The organism is Brucella daejeonensis (assembly GCF_014199265.1).
Classification (GTDB): domain Bacteria; phylum Pseudomonadota; class Alphaproteobacteria; order Rhizobiales; family Rhizobiaceae; genus Brucella; species Brucella daejeonensis.
In genome coordinates, this window is record NZ_JACIJG010000022.1 from 16,638 (window position 1) to 43,558 (window position 26,921).

The window sequence follows — 26,921 nt, forward strand, 5'->3', positions numbered from 1 at the left end:
GCTGCGCCTTGCGCGAACCTTGTCTGCAACGCGTCGATAAAACCAGCTTCGGACAAGCTTGCCCCTTCATAAAGAGCCTCAAAACCAGCAGGGGGTCATGTGCATGGTCGATACGACGACAAGCTATCGCCTGATCGCGTCCGATATGACGCGGTCGCTGCAGCGTGTTTCGAAAGAGCCGCTGGTGGAGCGGGAAACCGCCTATTTCAGGGAAAATATCGGCAATGTGAAATCGCTCGACGATTTCATGGCCGATAGCCGGCTTTATAATTATGCGCTGAAGGCGTTCGGGCTTGAAGACATGGCCTATGCCAAGGCGTTCATTCGCAAGATCCTGACCGAGGGCGTCACCGACAAGGAATCGATGGCGAACCAGCTTACCGACAAGCGCTACAAGGAGTTCGCGACCGTCTTCGACTTCGCGGACAAGGGGGCGGAAGCCACCCAGGGCGCGGCGGTGCAGCAGGGCACGATCGACAGATATCTGCGCCAGACGCTGGAAGTCGAGGCGGGCAGCCAGAACGACGGTGTGCGGCTGGCGCTCTATTTCCAGCGCAAGGCGCCGACGCTGACCAATGCCTATGAAATTCTCGGCGACAAGGCGCTGCTGTCGATGGTCCAGACCACGTTCGGCTGGCCCTCCACCATGTCGAACGCCGATATCGACAAGCAGGCGAAACTGGTTTCGGAGAAGATCGACTTCACCAGAATGTCGGACCCCGACTATGTTTCGAAATTCATCTCGCGCTTCACCGCCATGTATGAAATGAGCAATCCGACGGCCTCCAGTCCGGCCTCGATTGCCTCGCTCCTTCTGGGCGGCACGTCTTCCGTGGGCATTTCGATAGACATTCTGAGCACATTGCAGAACTTCAAGCCGGGCGGACGCTGATGCAGAACAATTCGATCTATGTCGGGCTTTCCTCGCTCATTACGCTGGAACGGCGGATGGATGCGATTGCCCAGAACGTCGCCAATGTCTCCACGGTCGGCTTCCGCGGCGAGGGCATCAAGTTCGACACCATCGTTTCGGACAAGGCGAGCGACGATGTGAGTTTCGCGACGGCGGGCAAGAGCTTCATCCGCACCGAAGCCGGTCCGTTGATCAAGACCGACAATCCGCTCGATGTCGCGGTCAAGGGCGATGTGTGGATGTCGGTCGCGACGCCGCAGGGGCAGATATATACGCGCGACGGGCGCATGAAGATGCTGCCGACCGGCGATCTCGTTTCCGTCACCGGCCATGCGATCCTCGATGCCGGCGGTGCGCCCATCGTGCTCAATCCTGCTGGCGGCGCGCCGAAGATTTCGAGCGACGGCGCGATCTACCAGAACGGCGCGCAGATCGGCGCCATCGGCCTCTATACGATCCCCGCCGATGCGGAGCTCACCTATGCCGGTACGTCCGGCGTGATCCCCGACAAGCCCGCCCAGCCGGTGGTGGACGATAACAGCGTCGGTGTCGTGCAGGGCATGATCGAGGGATCGAATGTCGATGCCATGACCGAGATGACGCGGCTCATCAGCGTCAGCCGCGCCTTCGAGCAGGTCAACAACCTGCTCTCGCAGCAGGAGACCACCGTTTCCGAAGCCATCAAGACGCTGGGCTCCAGAAACGGATGATGCCCGATCTGCCGCTCTCTCGTTTGGCCGCTTTTGCCCGTCGGCAACTGGTGACACCAAAACCGCTCACCGGCATTGGCGGCACGGTGAGCGACGTGTCGCGTTCGGCGATTGCGGTGCGCGGGCTTTCGCGCGATGCGCGGCTGGGCGACGCGGTGGCGATCCATGCGCAAGGCGGCCAGAGCCTTGCCGAAATCATCCGCGTCGCGGACACGCAGGTGCTGGTGAAGCCCTTCGACGACCGCGTCATTCCTTCGCTCGGCGCCGCCGTTTTCGAGGAGGGGCCGCTCCGCATCCGTCCGGCGCCGGAATGGCGCGGCCGCGTCGTCAATGCGCTCGGGCAGGCGGTCGACGGCAAGGGTGTCTTGCCGCCCGGCGCGCGGTCGATGGCATCCGAGAGCCTTGCGCCCGCAGCCCTTCGCCGCGCCCGCGTGGACCATGGCCTGCGAACCGGCGTCAATGTCATCGATATTTTCACGCCGCTCTGCTTCGGCCAGCGCATCGGTGTTTTCGCAGGCTCCGGCGTCGGCAAATCCACGCTGCTTGCCATGATGACGCGCGCGGCGGATTTCGACACGGTGGTGCTGGCGCTGACCGGCGAACGCGGGCGCGAAGTGCGCGAGATGCTGGAAGACACCATGGCGGGCCACCTCGGCAAGACGATCACGATAGTGGCGACAGGCGATGAAAGCCCGATGATGCGCCGCCTCGCGCCCAATACCGCGACGGCGATTGCCGAATATTTCCGCGATCTCGGCCAGAATGTCCTGCTCATCGTCGATTCCGTCACGCGCTTTGCCCATGCGGCGCGCGAGGTGGCGATCGCGGCTGAGGAGCCGCCGGTTTCGCGCGGCTATCCGCCGAGCGTCTTCAGCCAGTTGCCGCGCCTTCTGGAGCGCGCCGGGCCTGGTATCGGGCAAGCGGGCGGCAGCATCACAGGCATCTATTCGGTGCTGGTCGATGGCGACGACCACAACGACCCGATTTCCGACGCGATCCGCGGCACGCTCGACGGCCACATCGTGCTTGACCGCGCCATTGCGGCGCAAGGACGCTTTCCGGCGGTCGATATTCCCGGTTCCGTCTCGCGCCTTGCAAGGCACAACTGGACGCCGGAGCAACGCAAGCTGGTCGGCCAGTTGCGCGGCATGGTCGCCCGTTTCGAGGAAACGCGGGACCTGCGCGCCATCGGTGCCTATCAGAAGGGGCATGACGGTCTTCTGGATCAGGCGGTCGATCTCGTTCCCCGGATTTACGAGGCTTTGCAGCAATCGCCGGAAGAGGGCCTTTCGGACGATCCCTATGGTGATCTTGCCGCGGCATTGCGCGGCGACAGACAGGCGCAACACGCATGACGACGGGATTTCGCAAGACAGAAGAAGAAAAACTCCTCGCCCAGCTAACGGCGGAGGTCGAGGCCGCAGCGCGGCAGGAAGGCATGAAGAAGCCGCAGAGCAGGATGGACCGCTATCTGAAGATTGCGGCGATCACGCTTGCGGCGGGCAGCGCGATGCTGCCCTTCATCACCTATCTCCAGCGCGCCGATCCCGGTCCGTCCGAAAAGGCCGAACGCAAGATCGTCGATCCGCTCGACCGCTCGCGGCAGAAGACGGTTCGCCGTTTCCCGTCCTTCCGTCCATCCGAAAAGGTCGCACCGAATGCGAATGTGGACGACACCATGACCGGCTCCGTCATGTCCAACGGCAAGGGACTTCCGGGCGCCGACGCAGGCCGTGAGGACGACGGCGGGGAAGGGCAGGCCATGCCGAAGCCGGTTTTCGCGCTGCGCGAGGTCGTCGGCGGCATGGCGATGATCGAGGATTCGTCCGGCTACTGGTTCGTCGAAAAGGGTTCGCTTCTGCCGGACGGCAGCCACCTGGTTTCAATCGGTCGCGGTTCGGGCACCTGGCAGCTCAGGACGTCGTCGGGCGGCGTGGTGGAGATGGGGAGTAAGGGAGTAAGGGAGTAAGGGAGTAAGGGAGTAAGGGAGTAAGGGAGTAAATCAGGTCGAAATTTTATCTGATCCGGTTGCCTTCTCAAAACTCATTTTCCGCTTGTGCTCGACAAACTTTTGGTTTGGTCTTTTCCTATTCCCCTATTCCCCTATTCCCCTATTCCCCTATTCCCCTATTCCCCTATTGCTCTCGCAAGCTTGACGCAAGTTCCGGCCCTTAAGTTAACGAACTGTAAAGGCGGGAAACTCCATGAGCTCCATTCATCTTTTCGATCTGGCCGCAAGGCAGGCGCAATGGCTGTCGGTGAGACAGGCCACAGTCGCGGGCAATGTCGCCAATGCGAATACGCCGGATTTCCGGGCGCGCGACGTGCAGCCCTTCGCGGATGTGCTGGACAGGACGCAGCTTACCATGGCCGCCACCAGCCCCATGCATCTGGAAGCCGAAGCGGACGGCATCGCGGCCACGCGCCTGCGCCCGGACGACATCACCGAAGAGACCCATTCCGGCAATACGGTCGATGTCGAACAGGAAATGATGAAGGCCGGTGAGATCGCCCGCGAATATTCGCTCAATACAAGCATCGTCAAGGCGTTCCACCGCATGATGCTTTCGGTCGCGAAGGGGTAGCCATGTCTTCCGATGCCCTGCAAAGCACATTGAAGATAGCGGCGTCGGGCCTTTCGGCCCAATCGACGCGCCTGCGCATCGTTTCCGAAAATATTGCCAATGCACAGTCGACCGCCAAGACCGCCGATGCCGATCCCTATCGCCGCAAGACGGTTTCCTTCCGCACCGAGCTGGAGCAGGGCACTGGCGCGGCCGAGGTTCGCATCGCCGAAGTCGGCAAGGATACCTCGCCCTTCATCGAACGATACGAGCCGAGCCATCCGGCAGCGGATGAGCGCGGCTATGTCCGTTATCCGAACGTCAACATGGTCGTCGAAATGGCGGACATGCGTGAGGCCAATCGGTCTTATGAAGCCAATTTGCAGGTCGTGAAACAGGCCCGCGAACTGATCTCCATGACCATCGATCTCTTGAGGAGCACATAATGTACGACTCGATCATGAGCATTTCGGCGCGCAATGCGCTATCGCGCCTGTCCGAAACCGTCGCAGAAAAGGGCGTCGGCCCTGCGTCCGCGCCGCAGGCCGTTCCGGCAGCGCCCGGCGCTTCGTTCGGCGAAGTCCTGTCGCAGATGACGGATTCCGTCGGCCAGAAGCTGCAGGCGGCGGAAGCGACCTCCATTCAGGGCATCAAGGGCGATGCGCCGGTGCGCGATGTGGTCAGCTCCGTCATGGAAGCCGAACAGTCGCTCCAGACGGCTATCGCGATCCGCGACAAGATCGTGCAGGCCTATCTCGAAATCAGCCGTATGCCCATCTGATTTGCGACAGCTAAGGATACACCATGAAAGCCCTGACGATTGCCGCCACCGGCATGAACGCCCAGCAGCTCAATCTGGAAGTGATCGCCAACAATATCGCCAATATCAACACGACGGGCTTCAAGCGTGCGCGGGCCGAGTTTACCGATCTGCTTTACCAGTCGGAGCGGACTGCGGGCGTTCCCAATCAGGCGAACCAGTCTATCGTGCCGGAAGGCGCGTTGGTCGGTCTCGGCGTGCAGACGGCGGCGGTGCGCAATCTTCACATTCAGGGCAGTTTCAACCAGACCGGCAATCCCTTCGACGTGGCGCTGACGGGGCGCGGCTGGTTCCAGATCCAGAGCCCGACCGGCGAAACGCTCTATACCCGCGCGGGTGCGTTCAACAAGAATGCCGACGGCCAGCTTGTGACGCTCGACGGCAATCCGGTCGAACCGGCGATCACCATTCCGCCGGACGCCATCGAAGTGACGATCACCGATACGGGGCAGGTTTTCGCCAAGTTGCAGGACCAGATCAATCAGGTCGATCTCGGTCAGCTCACCCTTGCCAATTTCACCAATGAAGCGGGTCTCGAACCGCTTGGCGGCAATCTCTACCGCGAGACGGAAGCCTCCGGCGGACCGCTGGTCGGCGTGCCGGGCGATCCGGGCTACGGCTCGATCAAGCAGGGCTATCTCGAAGCGTCGAATGTCGATCCGGTGAAGGAAATCACCGATCTCATTACGGCGCAGCGCGCCTATGAAATGAATTCCAAGGTCATTCAGGCCGCCGACGAAATGGCGGCAACCGTGTCGAAGAACCTGCGCTGACGGTGACGGTAATGGGTTTCGCGAAGGCAATCTTACGGAAAACAGGGCTGGCGTTTGCAGGCGGGTTGCTGCTCGCATCAACGGCGAACGCCGCCGACCGCATCGCCTTTGTCGTGCCTGCGGCCACCGTCTATCCCGGCCAGATCGTGAGCGATACAGCCCTCCTGGAGAAGAATTTCTTCATCAATGCGCCGGCGGCGAGCCAATATGTGCTGTCGCCGGAGCAGGCGGCGGGCAAGGTGGCGCGCAAGACGCTGCTTCCCGGCAAGCCGATCCTCGTTTCGGCGCTGGGCGAGCCGTCTCTGGTCACGCGCGGGGTTCCCGCACCTTTGGTCTTCACCGCCGGCACACTGACCATAACCGCCATGGGCACACCGCTTGAATCGGGTGCGGCCGGCGATTTCATCAAGGTCCGCAACGTCGACAGCGGCATCATCGTATCCGGCACGGTGCTCGCAAATGGTCGTATTCAGGTGGGGATGCAGTGAGAGCCTGTTCCAAAAGTCGCCATACCGGTCTGCAAATAGCGCTTTTCTGCGTTCCGGCGCTCATGTACCTTTTTGTACTACTCAAGCTCCGGTACTCGAAAATCACCATTTTCGCCTCGGCCTGCCGCTTTTGGATTCAGGCTCTGCGAAAGACTTGCGCCGTCCTGATAACCGCTCTGGCACTCATGTTCCCGTCCGTCGCGAGCTTTGCGGATGAATCGTCGAAGAATGCGCTGGAATTCGGTTCCGCCGTGGATGCCGATGCCGACTGGCTCGGTTCCGGCGGCGACCCGTCGAAAATGGCCTATGCGGAGCTTGGCCGGGGCAGCGCGGTTGCACGGCTGAAGGATATCGCGACCATTCAGGGCGTACGCGAAAACCAGCTTGTGGGTTACGGTCTTGTCATCGGGCTCAAGGGCACCGGCGACAGCCTGCGCAATTCGCCTTTCACCGAACAATCCATGCGCGCCATGCTGGATAATCTTGGCATCAGCGCGCCGCGCAATTCCACCCGTTCCAAGAATACGGCTGCGGTCATCGTCACCGCGAACCTGCCCGCCTTTGCCGGTGCCGGTTCGCGCATCGACGTGACGGTATCGTCGCTGGGCGATGCCACCTCGCTTCAGGGCGGCACGCTGGTCATGACCCAGCTCATGGGCGCCGACAATCAGATTTATGCCGTGGCGCAGGGCAATATGATCGTGTCCGGCTTTGCCGCCGAAGGCGAGGCGGCAAGCGTCACGCAGGGCGTGCCGACTTCCGGCCGCATCCCCAACGGCGCGCTGGTCGAGCGCGAGGTTGCGGGCAATTTCGGACGGGAACGCGTGATGATCGTCGAGCTGCGCGACCCCGATTTCACCACGGCCGTGCGCGCCGCCGACACGATCAATGTCTTCGCCAGGCGTCGCTACGGGCGCGGCGTGGCCATTGCCCGCGACGCCAAGACGATCCGCCTGTCACGTCCGAAGAATGTGCCTGCCGCCCGCTTTCTCGCGGAGATCGAAGGCCTGCCGATCACGACCGACGAAGTGGCCCGCGTGGTGGTGGATGAGCGGACCGGAACCGTCGTCATCGGCGAGAAGGTGCGCATTTCCAAGGTGGCGATCAGCCATGGCAGCCTGACGGTCCGGGTGACGGAAACGCCGATGGTCGTTCAGCCCGAGCCGTTCAGCGATGGCGTGACGGCGGTGGAGCCGAACACCGATATCGCCGTCAATCAGCAGAATGCCAAGATCGGTATCCTGACCGGCGCAAACCTTGAAAATCTCGTCAAGGGCCTGAACCAGATCGGCGTGAAGCCGACCGGCATCATCGCGATATTGCAGGCCATCAAGACATCCGGCGCCCTTCACGCAGAACTGGTGGTGCAATGACCATGGCGAAAAACCTGATCCTCTACGGCCCGGCCCTGGCGCTCCTTCTGTCCGCCTCGCTTCCGGCTTTTGCCGAGCCGCCCGCGCTTGGCAATCTCGACGAAATCCGCAAGTTCTGCGGCAATATCGACGATCAGGCGGCGGATGCGCGCTATGCGCTACAGGCAAAACAGCTCACCGAGCTGAAAGCCGATGTCGAGGAGCGGATGCAGGCGCTGGAGGAAAAGCGCCGTGAATATGAAATGTGGCTGAAGCGCCGCGACGAATTCGTCAGCAAGGCGCAGGATTCGCTGGTCGACATCATCTCGAAAATGAAGCCCGACGCGGCGGCGGCGCAGATGGCGCTGATCGGCGACGAGGCGGCGGCGGCGCTGATCCTCAAGCTCAACCCGCGCGTTTCCAGCATCATCCTCAATGAAATGCCGCCGGAAAAGGCGGCGAAGCTTGCGCGCGTCATCGTCGGCGCGCAGCGCACGAGCGCTGCCCCGCGATCCGCCGGAGATCAGCGCGCCGAAGCGCAGACCGGGAATAGAGTGCAATGACGAGAAGCATGAACAGGGCGACCCTCGGCGCGGCGATGCTGGTTCTTCTGGCCGGTTGCGCGACCAGACCGGAAGAGATCGGGCGCGCGCCGGCCCTTTCCCCCGTCGCGGCCCATCTCGGCATGGAGAACAATCCGCAGCTCAACGGCTATCCCGTACGGCCAGGCAAGGCGTCCTATTCGCTCTGGGACCAGCGTTCGACCAATTTCTTCAAGGACCCGCGCGCGGCGACGCCGGGCGATGTGCTCACCGTCGTCATCTCGATCAACGACCGCGCCAATCTCGATAACAAGACCGACCGCGAGCGCGTGTCGAAGGGCATTTACGGCGCAGGCGGCTCTTTTGCCACCAGCAGCCTTTCGGGTGCCGCGGCGGGCGGCGATATGGATGCATCGGTCAACACCCATTCCGACAGCAAGTCGAAGGGCAAGGGCACCATCGAGCGCAGTGAAGATATCCGCCTGCAGGTCGCGGCCATCGTCACCGACACGCTGCCCAACGGCAACATGATCATCCGGGGATCGCAGGAAGTGCGCGTCAATAACGAGTTGCGCGTGCTGAATGTCGCCGGTGTCGTGCGCCCGCGCGACATTTCCGGCAATAACACGATTTCCTACGACAAGATCGCCGAAGCCCGCATTTCCTATGGCGGTCGCGGGCGCCTGAGCGAGATTCAGCAGCCGCCTTACGGCCAGCAGATTCTCGATCAGGTTTCTCCGTTCTAGGGCGTTGAGCATGAGTGACACGACGGCACCGGAAATGGACGGCAAGGCGAAGGGTTCCCTCACGGGGCTGCTCGCGGCTGTCGCAATCCTCACCGCTATCGCGGGTGGCGGCGGCTGGGTTCTGGGCGGCATGATTTCCGCTGACCGGCAGGTCGCGGCCAGCGCTTCGGGCAAGGGGGACAAGCCGAAGGCGGGCGATTTCGAATCCCGCTCCATAGGCGCGGTCGTGCCCCTGCAGCCCATCGTCACCAATCTGGGCATACCGCAGAATACATGGGTGCGGCTCGAAGCCTCGCTGGTGGCAAAACCCGGCCATGAAATTCCGGCAGCAATGGCGGCAAGCGTCGGCGACGATTTCCTGAGCTTCCTGCGCAGCGTCAATCTCATGCAATTGCAGGGCGCGGCGGGGCTTGCCTATCTGCGCGCCGATCTGGAGGAACGCGCGCGCCTGCGTTCGCAGGGCGCCGTCGACCGCGTGTTCATCTCGGCGCTGGTGGTCGAATGAAAAAATCTCTTGGCCTCGGCGTCCTCCTGACGCTTGCTCTCACGGCTTCCGCGCAGGCGCAGCAGGCGCTGACGCTCGACAATCTCCTGCCTGCGGGCGGCGGTGCCGCAAGCGGCCAGATCGTGCAATTGTTCGGGCTTCTGACGGTGCTGTCCATCGCGCCGGGCCTCCTCATCATGGTAACGAGCTTCACGCGCTTCGCCATCGCGTTTTCGCTTTTGCGTTCGGGCCTCGGCCTCCAGACCGCGCCCGCCAGCATGGTGATGATCTCGCTTGCCCTGTTCATGACCTTCTATGTCATGGCTCCGGCCTTCGACCGCGCCTGGAACAACGGCGTCCAGCCGCTGATGCGCAACGAGATCACGCAGCAGGCAGCATTCGGCGAAATCTCGCAACCCTTCCGCGAATTCATGATGCGGCAGGTGCGCGACAAGGACCTGCGCCTGTTCGAGGACCTTGCCGACCCGACATTCCGCACCGGGGAAGACGGTATCGTCGATTTCCGCGTTCTGGTCCCCGCCTTCATGATTTCGGAGTTGCGGCGCGGTTTCGAGATCGGTTTCCTGATCGTGTTGCCATTTCTGGTCATCGATCTCGTCGTGGCGACGCTGACCATGTCCATGGGCATGATGATGCTGCCGCCGACAGTGATTTCGCTGCCGTTCAAGATCCTGTTTTTCGTGCTGATCGACGGCTGGAACATCCTCGTGGGCAGCCTGATCCGGTCTTTTTCGTGACATCGTTCAAATTCGAACGATTGCATTAGTATTCTCTTAACATTTGCCCTTTACGACTGATGAAATGGCGGGTCCCGCGCGTTTCGCGGCGACAGGCATGATGCCGCTCCGCCATGCCGGTAATTTTCAAACCCGGCCTGTCCCTCTGATTGTTTTTCCCAAGGGGCAAAATACCATGGCAAGTCTTCTGACCAATGCATCTGCGATGACTGCACTGCAGACCCTGTCGCAGACCAACAAGAACCTCGCAACCACCCAGAACCGCATCGCCACCGGCGAACGCGTCTCGACCGCAGCCGACAATGCTGCATACTGGTCGATCGCAACGAGCATGAAGGCGCAGAGCTCCACGGTCTCCGCCGCTCAGGACGCTCTCGGCGTTGGCAAGGCCGTCGTCGATACGGCTGTCACGGGTCTGGAAGAAGCGATCAAGCTCGGCACGCAGATCCAGGCCAAGCTTGCAACGCTTGGCACGCCCGGCGTCGATGACGCCATCGTGCAGGCCGATGTCGCCCAGCTTTCCGCACAGATCGTCGACATTGCGAAGTCCGCTTCGTTCGAAGGCGTCAACCTGCTGAAGTCCGGCGGCACCGGTGTCACCATCACCACCGGCTATACCTCGTCGGCTGGCGGCGGCACGCCTGGCCTGAACACGCTCAACGTTGCCGCATACGACCTCGAAGCCGACTATACCACGGCTCCGACCGATGCAATGGCTGCCGAAGCCCTGGTCACCGCTATGCGTTCGTCGGCTGCAACCTTCGGCGCGGCTGCGACCCGTATCGAATCGCAGTCGTCGTTCAACAGCAAGCTCATCGACGCTATCGACCGTGGCGTCGGCCAGCTCGTCGATGCCGACATGAATGCTGAATCGGCTCGCCTCTCGGCGCTCCAGACCCAGCAGCAGCTCGGCGTTCAGGCGCTCTCGATCGCCAATTCGAGCACGCAGGTCATCCTGTCGCTGTTCCGTTAATTTCCGATCCGGATATCTGGACCAATACGGGGCGCGGATCATTCCGCGCCCCGTTTCCTTGTCGCCGCCACTTTCGCGCAAGCTTCGCGGGCTAGCTTGCATTCATCATGATGGCGGTGGTGTCGATGCAGCAGAATTTCCAGCAATTGATCGAACAGCTCAGGGCTACGCTCGGCAAGCTTGGCGCGCGAAAACTCGCCGCGCTGGGGCTTGTGGGCGCCGCGATCATGGGCGCGATCCTCTATACCAGCGTCTATCTGAGCCGTCCTTCCTACGAGACGCTCTATGTCGGCCTTTCGCGCGACGACGTGAACCGCATGGGCCTTGCGCTCGGCGAGGCGGGCATTCCCTTCGACGTGAAATCCGACGGGTCGGCGATCCTCGTTCCGGTCGGCAAGGCGGAAAACGCCCGCATGTTCCTCGCCGAAAAGGGACTGCCCACCTCCAACAATGCCGGTTACGAACTGTTCGACAATATGGGGTCGCTCGGCCTCACCTCCTTCATGCAGGAGATCACGCGGGTCCGTGCGCTGGAAGGTGAAATCGCCCGCACCATTCAGGCGCTTCGCGGCGTGAAGGCCGCCCGCGTCCATGTCGTGCTGGCCGAAAAGGGATCGTTCCGCAGGGGAGACCAGAAACCGTCCGCCTCTGTCGTCATCCGTACCGAAGGCGGTTTTGCCGCCGAATCGGCGCAGTCGATCCGCCAGCTTGTCGCCGCCGCCGTTCCCTCGCTCGACGCATCCGCCGTGACCGTTCTCGACACCAATGGCCGTCTTCTGGCATCGGCTGGCGAAGCCGCCAACGGCGCCGCCCTCATGACCGCCTCGCTGGAACAGCAGGTCGCGGGCCATGTGGACGACAGCATTCGCAAGGCGCTGGCGCCCTATCTGGGCATGGGCCATTTCCAGACCAGCGTGCAGGCCGTGCTCGACACGGACCGCCGCCAGATCAACGAAACGATCTTCGATCCCGAATCCCGCGTCGAGCGTTCCGTGCGCGTCGTCCGGGAAAATGGCGATTCGCGCAATAGCCGCAACGACAATGCGACGGGCGTCGAACAGAACATTCCGCAGGAAGAAATCCAGAACCGCAATGGCGAAAGCTCGTCGGAAAAGACCGAGCGCCGTGAGGAACTGACCAATTACGAAATGAACAGCAAGACCGTTTCCACCGTCAGCGACGGCTATACGGTCAAGCGGCTTTCCATCGCCGTGGTCATCGATCAGGCGCGCCTGCTGGAAACGGCGGGCACCACGCCGCCGCCCGCCAATTTCGTGGACCAGCAGATCGCCAGGATTCGCGATCTCGTGGCGACCGCAGCCGGTCTCAATGCCGATCGCGGCGACGTCATCAATGTGACGGCGGTCAATTTCCTCGATCCCGCCGGGACCGATATGGAGCCGGTCTCCGCCCCGTGGACCGATACGCTGCTGCGCCAGAGCGGCTCCTATGCCAATGCGCTCGCCATTCTCGCCGCCGTCGGCCTCCTGATCTGGTTCGGCTTGCGTCCGCTGCTGCGTGACCAGAATGCAAAGCCCGCCGGGACCGAACTGGCCCTGCGTGAAACGGGCGAGGCCGCCATGCCGAATTTCGTCGGCGGCGCGGGGGCTGCGGGCGAGGACGTTCCGGCTGCGATCGGCGGACCGGAAACCTATGCCGACCAGATGAAGACGAGCCTCAGCGATTTGCGCCAGCGTATGCGGATGCCTGCCAGACTGCGGCTGGAACAGATGATCGAGATGGATGAAGAGCGTGTCGCCGCCGTTCTCAAGCAATGGATTCACCAGTCCGCCGCCGAGGAGGCGCAGCCTGTAAAAACGTCGGCCCCGAAAAACTCGGTAACGCCGGAGCTTGAGGCCGCCTGACGATGAGCGCGCTTTCCCTCAGCCGTTATCTGCCCGATTTCTCGACGCACCATATCGAGGATGCGGCGGTCGAGATCATCGCCGCGCCGTCATCGCCGAAGCCGTTGAAGCCGCTGAAACCATTGAAGCCGGGGGCCGAACCTGCGCCCGCCGCTGCCGCCGTGCAGGCGGAGGTGGCCGACATCATCGCGCTGGAAGAAGAAAAGCGCGCCGCTTTCGAGGCGGGTCGCGAGGACGGGCGCAGGCAGGCGCAGGCGCTCTACGAAGCCGAGACGGCGCGGCTTCTTCGCGAGCATGAGGGTGAGATCGAGACCCTGCGCGCCGCCTTTTCGCGTGAGCAGGCCCTGCTTCTGGCGGGTAGCCTGACGGATGCGCTGACGGCGCTCGAGCGTAGCCTTTCCGGCCAGATCGCCGAAATATTGATGCCTCTTCTCTCCGCAAAGATGGAGCAGGATGCGGTTGCCGAATTCGCGCAGCGCATCGCGGCGCTGGCGCTCGATGGCGAAGCGCCGGAAATCTCCGGTCCCGCGCGGCTGGTCGAACCGCTGCGCGCCCACGCCGCGTTGTTGCCATCGGGGTGCCGGTTTTCCGAAACCGCAGGGGCCGAACTTTCTTTTTCCTTCGGCGAACGGGTGCTCGAAACGCGCATCGCGCCGCTTCTTGAAGAACTGAAGGCTGCGGTCCGATGAACATCGATCCCGAAACCAGACGCGAGATCATCATTGTTCGCCGTGGTGGCCATGACGACCATGACAGCCACCATGGCGGCGTGTGGAAGATCGCCTATGCCGACTTCATGACCGCCATGATGGCATTCTTCCTCGTCATGTGGCTCATCAATGCCGCCAATGAGGAAACCAAGGCGGCGGTGGCGAGCTATTTCAATCCCGTCAAGCTGATGGACCGGCATTCAAGCTCCAAGGGCGTGCAGGATGTCGAGGAAAAGGACGGCAAGGTTCGCTACGAGAGCGACCAGAAGGTCGAAAACAGCACCAGGGTCATCAACGACACCACGGTCGCGCCGGTGAGCGACAGGGAGGAGCGGCAGCTCTTCCGCGAACCCTATGCGGTCCTGTCGGAACTTGCGCATGAGACCGGCGTGCTTCAGAACCAGTCGGCAAAGGGCGACGGCGGCACGGCGCAATCGGGACCGGCGACCGGCGCGGAGGGCGGTGAGGCCTATCGCGATCCGTTCAGCCCCGACTACTGGTCGAGCAAGGCCGTCGAAGACTTGCCCCCGCCGGATGCCGTGCCCGCAGCGCCGCCGATGCCGGAAACGGAAGCTGCGCCGCAGGTTGAAACGCAGGAAAAGCTGATTGCCGAACTGAAAAAAGCCGCCGGAGGCGAAGCCGCGAAAGACGGCGCGGAGGCGAAGAATGCCGAACCCATGCCCGACGTTACGGTGGTTCCGGTCGATGGCGGCGTGATGATCCAGCTTACCGACAAGGTGGACTACGGCATGTTTACCATCGGTTCGGCCAAACCCGATGCGCGGGTGGTGCAGATGCTGGAGCGTATCGCCGGGGTGATCGCGCGCCAGCCGGGCGAGGTCATCATCAGCGGCCACACGGATGCGCGCCCGTTCAAGAGCGCGACCTATGACAACTGGCGCCTGTCGTCCGCGCGGGCGCAGATGGCCTATTACATGCTGGTTCGTGGCGGTCTCGATGAAAAGCGCGTGCTGCGCGTCGAAGGCTATGCCGACCGCCAGCCGAAAAATCCGAACGATCCGAATGCGGCGGAGAACCGCCGTATCGACATTTTCCTCAAGTCCGCCCCATGAAGCGGCTTGCAACGCGCTCCTTTCTGGTTCTGGTCGCGGGCCTTTCCCTGACGGGAGCGGCGGCGGGCATGGCTGTGGCGCAGATACGGGTCCAGACGCAGGCCCAGATGCCAACATTGGCGGAAACCCGCACAATGCCGGTGCTCGAACCCTACAAGCTCGTGCGCTCGCTGCGCATGTTGCAGGATCAGGTCGTTGCCGGAAAGCCGGAAGCGGTGGTGATGCAGAACAAGCTTCTGGGCTTCGTCAGCGCCGACATGCAGCGCGCCCCGGCGGAAGTCTGGGACAACCCCGAAAACGTCTATGCCGCAATCGTCTATCTGTTCAACGGCGGCAACCCGGAAGCGGTGCGCAAGGTGCTCACCGGTCTCAAATCCGGCACGGTGCCGGACGGGCTGGTCAAGGGCGCGCTCGCCTATGCTTCCGGCCAGACCATTGAGGTCGTCAAGCTTTTTTCCGTTCCGCTGTCGCCAGATGTCCCTGTGGAGCTGAAAGCGTCGATTTCGCTCGTCACCGCGGGCCAGATGGCGGCCTTCGATCCCGCGACGGCGCTGATGCGGCTCGATCGGGTGCGGCTGGAAGCGCCGGGGACGCTGTTCGAGGAAGCCGCGATCCGCCGCTCCATGCCGATTGCCGCCAGGCTTGGCGATGCCGACAAGATCAGGCTTCTGGCGCGCAACTATCTCCAGCGCTTTTCGCGTTCGCCCTATATGCAGGATTTCATGGCGCAATTCGTCGATGCGGCGGTGAAGCTCAGCGACCGGATCGGCAATGCGGAACTGGCGAAACTGATCGGATCGGCCGATCCCGCCATGCAATATTCGCTCTATCTCCAGATCGCGCGCGGCGCGCTCGTCGATGGCCAGACAGAGCGGTCGCGCTTCATGTCGGCAGAGGCGAAGAGGCTGGCCGACCGGCTGAAAGCCGATCCGAGCCGCGCCAATCTCTACGCGGCGGCAAGCGATGTCGTGTCGGATTCGGCGGGCAACGCGCTTGGCGAACTGGCGCGGATCGCGCCCGAAAAATTGCCGGAACGCGACCGTAAACTGCTGAAAGCGGCAGAAACGGTCGGCAAACTCGTCACTCATGCGCCGGAAACGCAGCCGCCGCAAAACCCTGCGCCGACGCCGGTTGCAGCCGAACCGGAAGACGATCTGGACAAGACGATGGAAGAAGCACGGCGCAAGCTTGCCGAAATCGATGCCCTGCTGGGAAAGACCGTGAAATGAGCATTGATATGTCGCTGAAATCCGCCTTCTACACGGTCGGCAGGCTGGGATCGCTGGCCGAAAAATCCGGCGCGCAGCAGAATTCGCAGGTGAAAGAGGAGCAGAAATCCGCGCCTGCGAAACTCTTTGGCGCGCTTCTGGAGACCCCTGGGAGCGAGATCGAAAAGAGCGTCGAAAAGGATGAAAATGCCGAAAACGACGACGCTGAAACGCGGGAAGGTGAGCCCGCGAAACCCGTCATCTCCTATGGTTTGCCACAAAATATCCTCTCTTTGGACACGTTTGTGCCGCAATTGGAGGGGGTAAATCACAATTTTGCCACAGGTTTTGCCACAGGTTTTGACAGCAAAACAGACCCGAAAGGCGCTGAAACGCACTTTGCCATAATTGCCGCGACCGACCCGGAACAGGTTGTGGAAGATGGATCGGAAGAGAAAATCACGGTCACGGATCGCAAGCTGGCGCCGCACCCGAAGACGGCAATCAAGGCTGACACAGTGATGCCGGAATCGGCGGGCGGCAGTCAGGCAAGCGGGCGAAAGAGTGACGAAATCCGAAACCCGGTAAAACCCGACAAGCACGCCGCCCCACAACAGCCTGCCGCAACGCCGGACCGCGTCGATGTCCAGCCGCCGCTCACGGCGGCGAGAAATTCTCCGGCGGCGGAGCCGAAGACAACCGGCGCCACGTCGCCGCAGGCAGCGCTCAGGATCGCCGATATCGAAGTCGTTTCCGAACGCAGTTTCGGGACGGTGAAAACCTTGCAAATCCGGCTCGACCCGGCTGAACTGGGCGTGGTCACGGCGCGCATCCGCGTGGCTTCGGACGGGGTCGAGGTTCATTTGGTAGCCGACAAGACACATGCGGCCGAAGCGCTGGCCGCCGACCGGTCGATGATCGAAAAGGCGCTCAAGACCGTTGCCATCTCCGACGATGCGAAGATTTCGGTCACGGTTGCCGACCGTAATGCGCCGCCAACCGCGCAGAACATGCAGGCACCGCAGAATGGCGGTCAGAACGTGGGCCAGCAGCAGGGCTTCGACGGGCGGAACGGAAACGGGGCGCAGGCGCAATTTACGGACGGATCGTGGAGCGGGGAAGGCAGGCAGAATGGCGAATCCGGTCAGGCAGGGGGCGAGCGCCCGCAAATGCGGGGTGCGCAGGATGGCGGGAACGGCGTTTCTGGCAATACTGGCCGCAGGCACGGCCTGGTTGTCTGATGCGGCAGCGGCCCGCGCCGAAAACATCTGCGAGCGCGAAATGCACCGGGCTTCCGCCCGCTACGGCGTTCCGCTCGGCATCCTCTATGCGGTCGGGCTGACCGAGACGGGGCGGAAGAATTCGCTGCAACCCTATGCGATGAATATCGAGGGCCGGGCGGAATTCCTGCCGTCGCGAACGGCGGCGATCCGGCGTTTTGCCGAAGCGCGGGCCGGGGGCGCGAAACTGATCGATCTCGGCTGCATGCAGATCAACTATTACTATCACGGCAGGGAGTTTCCCTCCATCGCGGCGATGCTGGCTCCCGGCCTCAATGTGGACTACGCCGCCCGCTTTCTGAAGCAGCTCCGCGAACGCGAAGGCAACTGGACAATGGCCGTCGCACGCTATCACGCAGGGCCGAATAACGACCCCGCCCAGAAGCGTTATGTCTGCCGCGTCATGACGAATATGGTCGCCACCGGTTTCGGAAACTGGACCGCGCAGGCGCGGCGTTTCTGTTCGGGCTGACGCGGATACCTCCAATTTTTTACAGGTTGCGGACCGTGATGAAATGCACTCTTCTAAATGCGTATGCAATTCATGGTTGCCGTGCGTGGCGGCCTATCGTTAAGGGGCTAATTTTTAAGCCATTGTAATGAATCGTAAAACTTCGTGATGCGTTAACGTTTCGTTAACCGGTTTCGGTCACAAGCTTCCGGTATATTTCAATCAAAGCGATTCCCCTTATTATTAGCCTTAGCTAAAACACCCTCCCAATTTATTGCGGGCAACTATTTGCCATTGTTGCCGATTCGCCCGGCCAGCTATTCCTTTCGTGCTTGGGCTAACATATTGATTTGGAAGGGGCGGGCCGATGATCGTCGTTGTCGACGACAGGGATATTGTGACCGAGGGGTATTCCTCATGGTTCGGTCGCGAGGGCATTACGACGACGGGCTTCAGGCCCGGTGATTTCAACGAATGGGTCGAGACGGTTCCACAGCAGGACATCATGGCCGTCGAAGCTTTCCTGATCGGGGAATGTGGCGCGCAGCAACGTCTTCCGAGCCGAATTCGTGAACGCTGCAAGGCTCCTGTCATCGCTGTCAATGACCGGCCTTCGCTCGAGCATACGCTGGAGCTTTTTCAATCAGGCGTTGACGATGTCGTGCGCAAGCCTGTCCATGTCCGCGAAATTCTCGCCCGCATCAACGCCATTCGCCGCCGCGCGGGCGCATCGGCTTCCTCCGACAACGGCACGGAGCTTGGGCCGATCCGCGTTTTCTCCGACGGGCGCGACCCGCAGATCAACGGCGTCGATTTTCCGCTGCCGCGCCGCGAACGCCGCATTCTCGAATATCTGATCGCCAATCGTGGCCGCCGTCTCAACAAGGCGCAGATTTTCAGCGCGATCTACGGCATTTTCGACAGCGAAGTCGAGGAAAACGTCGTCGAAAGCCATATCAGCAAGCTTCGCAAGAAGCTGCGCCAGCAGCTCGGTTTCGATCCCATCGATTCCAAGCGTTTTCTTGGCTACTGCATCAATATCGAATGACACGCTCTTCGCCATTCGCGCTTCGGCCCGTCTGGCGATTCCGTTTCCGGCGTGTTCGCCCGTGTCTTCCGTCCACCGTAAAAGGGTCATTGGTCCCAGGGCTACAGTTTCACGCAAGCGTGGCCGATTAGTGTGTGTGTGGATTCTAAAGCATGTCTCCCAAAAGTGGGAACCGCCTACGCGGGGAAATCAGTCCACTGGACTGATTTCTAGTCCCGCTTCGATGGGACAAAGACATGCGTGAAAACAGATAGTTAGAGCGGCTCGAACGATTCCGTTTTAACTGGAACCGCTCTAACTCTCAGGAGCTGCCTATGAGCCTCTATGGCATGATGCGGACCGGCGTTTCGGGAATGAACGCGCAGGCAAACCGCCTGTCGGCGGTCGCTGACAATATCGCCAATGCAAGCACCGTCGGTTACAAGCGCGCGGAAACGCAGTTTTCGTCGCTGGTCCTGCCCAGCACGGCCGGACAGTATAATTCCGGCAGCGTTCTGACCGATGTCCGCTACGGCATTTCCGATCAGGGCGGCATCCGCTCCACCTCCTCGACGACCGACCTCGCCATCGACGGCAACGGCTATTTCGTGGTGCAGGGCGCGGACGGCTCGACCTTCCTGACCCGCGCAGGCTCCTTCGTGCCGGACAAGAACGGCGATCTGGTCAATTCGGCCGGTTATTATCTGCTTGGCGCGGGGCCGGACGATCCGGCAGGCGCGCTGACCATTCCCGGCCTCGGCATCATCAATGTCAATAGCGCGGCCCTGCCGCCGGAAGGCAGCACGTCGGGCACGTTCTCGGTCAATCTGCCGTCCACCGATGAGGTTCCCGCCGCGGGCGAGTTCAATCACAAGACGTCGCTCATCTCCTATAACGACAAGGGCGAGAAGATCACGCTGGACGTCTATTTCAGCAAGACCACCGACGACGAGTGGAGCGTGACGGTCAAGAACGCCGCCGACGATGCGGTGGTGGGCGGTCCGTCCACGCTGACCTTCGATCCGGCGACGGGCGCGATGACTTCCGCCGGTGACCTGACGGTCGATCTCACCGGCTATGGCGGGCAGAGCCTCGCTCTCGACCTCGGCGCGACGACGCAGCGCGCCGGCGACTACACCATCTCGCAGGCCCAGATCAACGGCCAGGCGCCGTCTTCGGTCAAGGGCGTGGATGTCGGCAATGACGGTTCGGTGATCGCGATCTACGAAAACGGCACCCAGAAGGTGCTGGCGCGCATTCCGCTCGCCAATGTGGCAAGCCCGGACCGCATGACGGTCGTCAGCGGCAATGTGTTCCTGCCCAGCGCGGAATCCGGCGAGGTCAGCCTCGGCTTTCCGCAGAGCGAGGGCATGGGCAAGGTCATGTCGGGCACGCTTGAGGAATCCAATGCCGATATCGCGCAGGAACTCACCGACATGATCGAGGCCCAGCGTAGCTACACGGCCAATTCGAAAGTCTTCCAGACCGGCTCCGAACTGATGGACGTGCTGGTCAACCTGAAACGGTAAGCTTGCGCGGCTCCGGGAAGCATGTCTTTCCGGGGTCGCTTCATCTGTTTGTTTTTACGCATTGTTCCGCGCAGGGCCGCTTTTCGCTCCCGCCGGAAACGCTCTCGTAGGATGGGGTAAGATGTCGCTTAGTTCTGCTCTTCTGACGGCCAAAAGCTCGCTTGCGGCGACGTCCAAGCAGACCTCCGTTGTCTCGCGCAACATCGCGGGGGCCAACGACCCGGATTATTCCCGGCGCACCGCTTCTCTCGTATCGGGGCCTTACGGCTCGCTTTACGTGGGCATCAGCCGGTCGGCGGATGAAGCGCTTTTCAACAGGCTCATCCAGTCCAACAGCGCCGCCTCTTCCTCCTCCATCCTCGCGGGCGGGCTGGACCGCCTTTCGTCGCTTTACTCGGCGGACAATTATTCCGGCTCGCCTTCCGCCCTGATCGGCGATCTGCGCGATGCGCTCCAGACCTATGCGACATCGCCCGCCAACGGCACGCTTGGCGACAGCGTTGTCTCGGTGGCGCAGTCGCTGGCCGATGCGCTCAATGGCGGGACGGACCGGATCCAGTCGCTGCGCAACGATGCCGACCGGGAAATCGCGGATTCGGTCGCGGGCATCAACGATATTCTGGCCAAGTTCGAAAAGGTCAATCAGGAGATCGTCGGCGGCACGCGGGCCAATCGCGACGTTTCGGATTATCTCGATCAGCGCGATGCGCTTTTGAAGCAGCTTTCCGGCGAGATCGGCATCACCACCATGACGCGCGGCGACAACGACATGGTGATCTTCGCCGAAAACGGCGTGACCCTGTTCGAGACGACGGCGCGCAAGGTCAGCTTCGAGCAAACGACCGCGCTGGCGCCGGGCATTTCCGGCAATGCGGTGCTGGCCGACGGCGTGCCGCTCAGCCATGAGACGTTCGACCAGCCCTATGGCACCGGCCGCCTGAGCGGGCTTCTGCAACTGCGCGACCAGGTCGCGCCGCAATATCAGATGCAGCTCGACGAAATGGCGCGCGGTCTGGTGACGATCTTTGCCGATGGCGATGACGGGCTTTTCGTCTGGTCCAACGCGCCCGGCGGGCCGGAAAACGCCGGGACGATCCGGGTTTCTCCGACGTTCATAACGTCGGAAGGCGGCAATCCGGCATTGCTGCGCGACGGCGTCAACGGTCAGTACAACCCCGAAGGCGCCGCCGGTTTCAGCGACCGCCTGCGCGCGCTGAACGAGGCTTTCTCCGAACCGATGGCGTTCGATCCGGCCTCGGGGCTTGCCGCCAGCGCCAGCCTGACGGATTTCAGCGCGTCGTCGATAAGCTGGCTGGAAGGCAAGCGCCAGAAGGCCAACAGCGAATTTTCCTACAATGCGACCGTGGCCAGCCAGGCGGATATCGCCCTTTCCAACGCCAATGGCGTCGATATGGACACCGAAATGGCGCTGCTTCTCGATCTTGAACATTCCTATCAGGCGTCGAGCCGGGTGCTGACCACGATCAGCGCCATGCTGGACGATCTTCTCAACGCGGTGTGAGGCCAATGAAAGCGCAATCGATTTCCACCTATGGCGCAACGTCGGCCCTCCGGGCACTCGTGGCCAAGAACAAGGCCGAAATGCTGAAGGCCCAGCAGGAAGCGACGACGGGCACCGTGTTCGATGTCGGTCTGGCGCTCGGTTCGAAGTCCGGCCAGACGGTTTCGCTGCGCAAGGAATATGATCGCCTCACCGTCCTGACCGACATGAACAAGCTGTTGCAGGAGCGCATGAATGCGACGCAGACGGCGGTCGGCGCGATCATTGAGGACACGCAGGGCTTTCTGGGCGGGCTTGCGGGCGCCAATATTTCGGGCGCGGACACCATCGCCCGGTCGGCGCGGTCGATGCTCGATTCCGTGGCCGGTATGCTCAATACGAACTATAATGGCGAATATATCTTTGCGGGCGTCAACACCGATGTCAGGCCGGTCGCCGATTATGCGGACGGAAGCCCGGCACAGGTTGCGGTGCGGCAGGCATTCGAGGATCATTTCGGCTTCGCGATGACCGATCCGCAGGTGGCGGACATCACCGGCGACCAGATGACGGCCTTTCTGGAAGGCGATTTCGCCGATCAGTTCAACGACGCCAACTGGGCGGCCAACTGGTCGGATGCTTCCGACAGCGTCATCAAGAGCCGCATTTCCCCGACAGAGACCGCCGATACCTCGATTTCCGCCAATGCGGACGGGTTCCGCAAGGCGATCATGTCGGCGGTCATGGTGGCAGAGTTCGCCGATATCGGCCTCAACGGTTCCGCCTTCGGGGCGCTGACGGCGCAGGCCGTGCAGACCACCACGCAGGCGATTGCCGACACGACCGGAAAACAGACGGTGCTCGGTCTTGCGCAGGCGCGCACCGAAGCGGCGACGACGCGCATCGCCGCGCAGCAGAAGATCCTGAACCAGTCCGTGCTCAATCTCGAAGAGGTCGATCCCTATGAGGCGGCGACGCGCGTCAACGCCCTCAAGACGCAGGTCGAGACCTCCTATTCGCTGACCGTTCAACTACAGAATATGAGCCTCCTCAACTATCTCAGATAGGCGAGGGGAATGGCGGCAGCATGATGCGGCCGCCCGAAGATACCGACAAGCGGAGACGACATGTATCAGTTGCGCTACGAAGATGTCATGCATGACGATATGGCGAGCGCCAGGGAACGCGAGCGGATGCTTTTCGACCGCTCCATCGAGATGCTCGAAGCGGCGAGGGAGAACGGCTCCAGTTCGCGCGAGGGGATCGAGGCGGGCTATTTCACCACAAGGCTCTGGACCACGATCATCGACGATCTCGGCTCGCCGGACAATGCGCTGCCGAAGGAGTTGCGGGCGGCGATCATCTCCATCGGCATTTTCGTGCTCAAGGAAATCGATCGTATCCGCCTTGGCGAAAGCAACGATTATGCGACGCTGATCGAGATCACCCAATCGATCCGGGACGGGCTTTGACATGACGGCGAACGGCAAACCGGCAATCCGCCTCTCGCTGCGCGCGGGCGAGCGGATATTCATCAACGGGGCGGTGCTGAAGGCCGACCGCAAGGTCTCGCTCGAACTCCTCAACGATGCGACATTCCTTCTGGAAAATCACGTTCTCCAGCCGGAAGACACGACCACGCCGCTGCGCCAGCTTTATTTCGCGGCGCAGATGATGCTGATCGAACCCACCATGCGCGAACAGGCCCATGCGACCTTCACGCGGATGCTGAAGGGCATGTTCGCGGTCTACAAGGACCAGGAAATCCTCAACGCGCTGAAGCTGGTGGACGAACTGGTGCATAACGGGCGCGTTTTCGAGGCGCTGAAGACCATCCGCGCACAATATCCGCGCGAGGCCGAACTGATGGGCCTGGCAGCCCCGGTTCCCCCGGCGGCGAAATCCCGCAAAACTGTGGAGGCAAATCCATGACCACGACACCGGCGGTCGGCTCGCCGACGACAAACAATACGACCGGCCCAACAACCGGTAGTTCGGCTGCGAGCAAGGCCAGCGTCGACTACGATTCGTTTTTGAAGCTGCTGGTGACGCAGATGCAGAACCAGGACCCGACCCAGCCGATGGATGCGACGCAATATGTCTCGCAGCTTGCGACCTTCTCCAATGTCGAGCAGGCGGTGCAGATGAACAGCAAGCTCGAAACGCTGATCGCCAATACCTCGCTGACGCAGGCCGAAGGCTGGATTGGCCGCACGCTCACCAATGCCGATGGCAGCGTGACGGGCGTGGTGAAATCCGTCACCATCCAGTCGAGCGGGATGCTGGCCGAGCTTGACGGCGGCGAGACGCTGCTGATCGGCCCCGGCGTCACGATCAGCTAGGATTCCGTGCGGTGAACGAAGCCGACGCACTCGATATCGTCAATTCGGCAATCTGGACCGTGCTGATGGCCAGCGGCCCGGCGGTGCTTGCCGCCATGCTGGCGGGCATCGGCATCGCGCTTTTTCAGGCGCTGACGCAGATTCAGGAAATGACGCTGACCTTCGTGCCGAAGATCATCGTCATTTTCGTCGTGCTGGCCCTGACCGCGCCTTTCGTCGGCGCGCAGATCAATTCGTTCACGCTGCTTGCCTATTCCCGCATCGAAAAAGGATTCTAGTGGATTGAATTTGACGTTTGGATCCCGACTGAATGAGATGTTGTTTCAAACGTCAAATTCGAAAAATCCACTAGATACATAAAGTTGCTAGTGGTCTTTTTGATTCCGACATTTGCCCGGCGCCTGTATCAGAGGGATGCAAATGTCGGAATCAGACCACTAGAGCCTGTTCCAAAAGTCGCCATCTGTGGCTGCAAATGGCAATTTATCTGCGTTCCGGTGCTCACGTACCTTTAAGTACGCTCCGCTCCGGTACTCGGAAATCACCATTTTCGCACACAGATGTCGCTTTTTGATTCAGGCTCCTGGCGCGTAGCCTTCGCGCAAGCTTCGCAAGCTAGGGTCCGCCTCGAAACAGGAGACGGACGTGCAGCAGGCAGCGGTTAAACCCTTCTTGAAAGGCGGATTTCTGACCGGCAGCGACATGGGGCTGGCGGTTGGCATCATCATCATCCTGACGGTGCTGTTCCTGCCGGTTCCGGCGCTTGTGCTGGATATCGGTCTGGCGTTTTCCATCGCCTTTTCGGTGCTGATCCTGATGGTGGCGCTGTGGATTCAGCGCCCGCTCGATTTCTCCGCCTTTCCGACCGTGCTGCTGATCGCGACCATGATGCGCCTGTCGCTCAACATCGCGACGACGCGCGTGATTCTCACCCATGGCAATGAGGGTTATCTGGCGGCGGGCCATGTGATCCATGGCTTTTCGCAATTCGTGATGGGCGGCGATTTCGTCATCGGCCTGGTCGTCTTCTGCATCCTGATCATCGTCAATTTCCTTGTCATCACCAAGGGCGCGACGCGTATCGCGGAAGTGGGCGCGCGCTTCACGCTCGACGCCATTCCCGGCAAGCAGATGGCCATCGACGCCGACCTGTCGTCGGGCCTGATCGACGAAAAGGAAGCGCAGCGTCGCCGCCGCGAGCTGGAAGAGGAAAGTTCCTTCTTCGGCTCCATGGACGGCGCGTCAAAATTCGTGCGAGGCGATGCGATCGCGGGCCTCATCATCACCGCCGTCAATATTTTCGGCGGCATCGTCATCGGCGCCACGCGCCACGACATGGACATTTCGCACGCCGCCGATGTCTTCACCAAACTGTCGGTCGGCGACGGTCTGGTAACGCAGATTCCGGCCCTGATCGTGTCGCTTGCCGCCGGTCTCCTGGTGTCGAAGGGCGGCACGCGCGGTTCCGCCGATCAGGCGATCTTCGGCCAGCTCGGCGCCTATCCGAAGGCGCTTCTGGTGGCCGCATTCCTGCTTTTCATCCTCGGCATCATGCCGGGCCTGCCAGCCTTCCCCTTCTTCATGCTGGGCGGCGCCATGGCCTTTGTCGGCATCGCCGTGCCGCGCCGTCAGGCGCGCCAGCGCGAGGCGGACGCCAACGAAGCGAGCAGGAAGCAGCGCGAGGCGGAAGAGCAGGAGCGCAATTCGGTCAAGGCTTCGCTGGAAACCAGCCAGATCGAACTGTGCCTCGGCAAGCAGCTTTCGGCCCGCCTTCTTTCCTCGCAGCAGGAACTGGCGCACCGCGTCAGCAAGATGCGCCGCAAGTTCGCGCAGGAATACGGTTTCGTCATTCCCGAAATCAAGGTGACGGACGATCTTGCGCTGCCGCCCAAGAGCTATCGCATCAAGATACACGGCACGGCGGTCGCAAGCCACGAATTGCGCGTCGGCGAAATTCTGGTGGTGCTGGGCGAGCGCCCGATCCCGCCCATTCCGGGCGAGGAAGTGCGCGAACCGGCGTTCGGAATGCGCGCCTATTCCGTGCCGGAAACCTTCGCCTCGGACCTGCGCCGCGACGGCTACATGACCGTGGACAATCTCTCGGTCCTCCTGACCCATCTGAGCGAAATCGTCCGCAACAACCTGGCCCAGCTTCTGTCCTACAAGGACATGCGCGTTCTCCTCGACCGTCTGGGGCCGGAATATCGCAAGCTTCTGGACGATATCTGCCCGTCGCATATTTCCTATTCGGGGTTGCAGGCGGTGCTGAAACTGCTGCTCGCCGAGCGCGTCTCGATCCGCAACCTGCATCTGGTCCTCGAAGCCATTGCCGAAATCGCGCCGCTTGTGCGCCGGCCGGAGATGATCGCGGAGCATGTGCGCATGCGCATGGCGCAGCAGATTTGCGGCGATCTCTCCGACAATGGCGTGCTCAACGTGCTGCGCCTCGGCAATCGCTGGGACCTCGTCTTCCACCAGAGCCTCAAGCGCGATGCCAAGGGCGAGATCGTGGAATTCGATATCGATCCGCGCCTGCTGGAACAGTTCGGCACGGAAGCTTCCGCCGTCATCCGCAAGCATTTCGACAATGGCGAGCGCTTCGTGCTCGTCTCCTCGCCCGAAGCGCGACCCTATATCCGCATGATCATCGAGCGCCTGTTCGCCACGCTGCCGGTGCTCTCCCATGTCGAGATCGCGCGCGGCGTGGAGGTGAAATCGCTCGGCGCTATTTCGTAGCTTGCTGATCAGTCGCTCCTTCGCTCCCTCGCTCCTTCGCTCCTTCGAGACGGTTCCCTTCGCTGCGCTCAGGGCA

The 26,921-nt window shown here is 61.7% G+C and carries 30 protein-coding genes; all 30 read left to right on the forward strand.

Annotated features, from left to right (window positions below):
* Window positions 1-103: 103 nt before the first annotated feature.
* The 30 genes from FHS76_RS19250 (at window position 104) to flhA (ending at window position 26,845) form a co-directional block, all read left to right on the forward strand.
* Entirely contained in the window at window positions 104-892 is a 789-nt protein-coding gene (locus tag FHS76_RS19250) for a DUF1217 domain-containing protein (RefSeq protein WP_183656789.1), read from the forward strand.
* Complete coding sequence (flgF, locus tag FHS76_RS19255) at window positions 892-1,623, forward strand: flagellar basal-body rod protein FlgF (RefSeq protein WP_183656792.1); 732 nt, start codon at window positions 892-894, stop codon at window positions 1,621-1,623. The genes FHS76_RS19250 and flgF overlap by 1 nt, the downstream gene beginning before the upstream one ends.
* On the forward strand, window positions 1,620-2,978 hold the full coding sequence (gene fliI / locus FHS76_RS19260; protein WP_183656795.1) for a flagellar protein export ATPase FliI: 1,359 nt from the start codon (window positions 1,620-1,622) through the stop codon (window positions 2,976-2,978). Before flgF ends, fliI begins: the two co-directional genes overlap by 4 nt.
* Complete coding sequence (locus FHS76_RS19265) at window positions 2,975-3,592, forward strand: hypothetical protein (RefSeq protein ID WP_183656798.1); 618 nt, start codon at window positions 2,975-2,977, stop codon at window positions 3,590-3,592. Before fliI ends, FHS76_RS19265 begins: the two co-directional genes overlap by 4 nt.
* Before the next feature lie 235 nt (window positions 3,593-3,827).
* Window positions 3,828-4,208: a flagellar basal body rod protein FlgB gene (flgB, locus tag FHS76_RS19270; RefSeq protein ID WP_183656801.1), complete on the forward strand. Its 381-nt coding sequence runs from the start codon at window positions 3,828-3,830 to the stop codon at window positions 4,206-4,208.
* 2 nt (window positions 4,209-4,210) lie between these two features.
* On the forward strand, window positions 4,211-4,633 hold the full coding sequence (gene flgC / locus FHS76_RS19275; RefSeq protein WP_183656804.1) for a flagellar basal body rod protein FlgC: 423 nt from the start codon (window positions 4,211-4,213) through the stop codon (window positions 4,631-4,633).
* The gene (locus FHS76_RS19280) at window positions 4,633-4,968 is read left to right on the forward strand and encodes a flagellar hook-basal body complex protein FliE (RefSeq protein ID WP_183656807.1); all 336 of its coding nucleotides are present in this window, start codon (window positions 4,633-4,635) and stop codon (window positions 4,966-4,968) included. The genes flgC and FHS76_RS19280 overlap by 1 nt, the downstream gene beginning before the upstream one ends.
* Before the next feature lie 23 nt (window positions 4,969-4,991).
* Window positions 4,992-5,780: a flagellar basal-body rod protein FlgG gene (gene flgG / locus FHS76_RS19285; RefSeq protein ID WP_183656809.1), complete on the forward strand. Its 789-nt coding sequence runs from the start codon at window positions 4,992-4,994 to the stop codon at window positions 5,778-5,780.
* Between the two features lie 11 nt (window positions 5,781-5,791).
* A complete protein-coding gene (flgA, locus tag FHS76_RS19290; RefSeq protein ID WP_183656812.1) occupies window positions 5,792-6,268 on the forward strand; it encodes a flagellar basal body P-ring formation chaperone FlgA in 477 nt (158 codons plus the stop codon).
* A 35-nt stretch (window positions 6,269-6,303) separates the two neighbouring features.
* Window positions 6,304-7,641: a flagellar basal body P-ring protein FlgI gene (locus FHS76_RS19295; RefSeq protein WP_183656917.1), complete on the forward strand. Its 1,338-nt coding sequence runs from the start codon at window positions 6,304-6,306 to the stop codon at window positions 7,639-7,641.
* Entirely contained in the window at window positions 7,638-8,183 is a 546-nt protein-coding gene (locus tag FHS76_RS19300) for a MotE family protein (RefSeq protein ID WP_183656814.1), read from the forward strand. Before FHS76_RS19295 ends, FHS76_RS19300 begins: the two co-directional genes overlap by 4 nt.
* Entirely contained in the window at window positions 8,180-8,908 is a 729-nt protein-coding gene (gene flgH, locus FHS76_RS19305; RefSeq protein ID WP_183656816.1) for a flagellar basal body L-ring protein FlgH, read from the forward strand. The genes FHS76_RS19300 and flgH overlap by 4 nt, the downstream gene beginning before the upstream one ends.
* Before the next feature lie 10 nt (window positions 8,909-8,918).
* Entirely contained in the window at window positions 8,919-9,413 is a 495-nt protein-coding gene (locus FHS76_RS19310) for a flagellar basal body-associated FliL family protein (RefSeq protein ID WP_183656818.1), read from the forward strand.
* A complete protein-coding gene (gene fliP, locus FHS76_RS19315) occupies window positions 9,410-10,150 on the forward strand; it encodes a flagellar type III secretion system pore protein FliP (protein ID WP_183656819.1) in 741 nt (246 codons plus the stop codon). Before FHS76_RS19310 ends, fliP begins: the two co-directional genes overlap by 4 nt.
* Window positions 10,151-10,325: 175 nt before the next feature.
* Window positions 10,326-11,123, forward strand: a complete 798-nt coding sequence (locus FHS76_RS19320) for a flagellin N-terminal helical domain-containing protein (protein WP_183656820.1) — start codon at window positions 10,326-10,328, stop codon at window positions 11,121-11,123.
* Between the two features lie 110 nt (window positions 11,124-11,233).
* Window positions 11,234-12,988, forward strand: coding sequence for a flagellar basal-body MS-ring/collar protein FliF (gene fliF / locus FHS76_RS19325; protein ID WP_183656920.1), 1,755 nt, complete (start codon window positions 11,234-11,236; stop codon window positions 12,986-12,988).
* A gap of 2 nt (window positions 12,989-12,990) precedes the next feature.
* Complete coding sequence (locus FHS76_RS19330; protein WP_183656822.1) at window positions 12,991-13,677, forward strand: hypothetical protein; 687 nt, start codon at window positions 12,991-12,993, stop codon at window positions 13,675-13,677.
* Entirely contained in the window at window positions 13,674-14,771 is a 1,098-nt protein-coding gene (locus FHS76_RS19335; protein ID WP_183656824.1) for a flagellar motor protein MotB, read from the forward strand. Before FHS76_RS19330 ends, FHS76_RS19335 begins: the two co-directional genes overlap by 4 nt.
* A complete protein-coding gene (locus FHS76_RS19340; RefSeq protein ID WP_183656826.1) occupies window positions 14,768-16,000 on the forward strand; it encodes a chemotaxis protein in 1,233 nt (410 codons plus the stop codon). Before FHS76_RS19335 ends, FHS76_RS19340 begins: the two co-directional genes overlap by 4 nt.
* Window positions 15,997-17,220 carry a flagellar hook-length control protein FliK gene (fliK, locus tag FHS76_RS19345; protein ID WP_183656829.1) on the forward strand — a complete coding sequence of 408 codons (1,224 nt, stop codon included), beginning with the start codon at window positions 15,997-15,999 and terminating at the stop codon, window positions 17,218-17,220. The genes FHS76_RS19340 and fliK overlap by 4 nt, the downstream gene beginning before the upstream one ends.
* Window positions 17,165-17,731 carry a transglycosylase SLT domain-containing protein gene (locus tag FHS76_RS19350; protein WP_183656843.1) on the forward strand — a complete coding sequence of 189 codons (567 nt, stop codon included), beginning with the start codon at window positions 17,165-17,167 and terminating at the stop codon, window positions 17,729-17,731. Before fliK ends, FHS76_RS19350 begins: the two co-directional genes overlap by 56 nt.
* A gap of 346 nt (window positions 17,732-18,077) precedes the next feature.
* Window positions 18,078-18,758 carry a flagellar transcriptional regulator FtcR gene (gene ftcR, locus FHS76_RS19355; RefSeq protein WP_183656846.1) on the forward strand — a complete coding sequence of 227 codons (681 nt, stop codon included), beginning with the start codon at window positions 18,078-18,080 and terminating at the stop codon, window positions 18,756-18,758.
* A 314-nt stretch (window positions 18,759-19,072) separates the two neighbouring features.
* On the forward strand, window positions 19,073-20,266 hold the full coding sequence (locus FHS76_RS19360) for a flagellar hook protein FlgE (protein WP_183656849.1): 1,194 nt from the start codon (window positions 19,073-19,075) through the stop codon (window positions 20,264-20,266).
* A gap of 121 nt (window positions 20,267-20,387) precedes the next feature.
* Window positions 20,388-21,788 (forward strand): flagellar hook-associated protein FlgK, encoded by a 1,401-nt coding sequence (gene flgK / locus FHS76_RS19365; RefSeq protein WP_183656852.1) that lies wholly within the window; start codon window positions 20,388-20,390, stop codon window positions 21,786-21,788.
* 5 nt (window positions 21,789-21,793) lie between these two features.
* A complete protein-coding gene (locus FHS76_RS19370; protein WP_183656855.1) occupies window positions 21,794-22,834 on the forward strand; it encodes a flagellar hook-associated family protein in 1,041 nt (346 codons plus the stop codon).
* A gap of 60 nt (window positions 22,835-22,894) precedes the next feature.
* Window positions 22,895-23,239, forward strand: a complete 345-nt coding sequence (gene flaF, locus FHS76_RS19375) for a flagellar biosynthesis regulator FlaF (protein WP_183656858.1) — start codon at window positions 22,895-22,897, stop codon at window positions 23,237-23,239.
* A gap of 1 nt (window position 23,240) precedes the next feature.
* On the forward strand, window positions 23,241-23,699 hold the full coding sequence (flbT, locus tag FHS76_RS19380; protein WP_183656861.1) for a flagellar biosynthesis repressor FlbT: 459 nt from the start codon (window positions 23,241-23,243) through the stop codon (window positions 23,697-23,699).
* The gene (gene flgD / locus FHS76_RS19385) at window positions 23,696-24,109 is read left to right on the forward strand and encodes a flagellar hook assembly protein FlgD (protein ID WP_183656864.1); all 414 of its coding nucleotides are present in this window, start codon (window positions 23,696-23,698) and stop codon (window positions 24,107-24,109) included. Before flbT ends, flgD begins: the two co-directional genes overlap by 4 nt.
* Before the next feature lie 11 nt (window positions 24,110-24,120).
* Window positions 24,121-24,387, forward strand: a complete 267-nt coding sequence (fliQ, locus tag FHS76_RS19390) for a flagellar biosynthesis protein FliQ (RefSeq protein WP_006469393.1) — start codon at window positions 24,121-24,123, stop codon at window positions 24,385-24,387.
* A gap of 367 nt (window positions 24,388-24,754) precedes the next feature.
* The gene (flhA, locus tag FHS76_RS19395) at window positions 24,755-26,845 is read left to right on the forward strand and encodes a flagellar biosynthesis protein FlhA (protein WP_183656867.1); all 2,091 of its coding nucleotides are present in this window, start codon (window positions 24,755-24,757) and stop codon (window positions 26,843-26,845) included.
* Window positions 26,846-26,921: the final 76 nt, after the last annotated feature.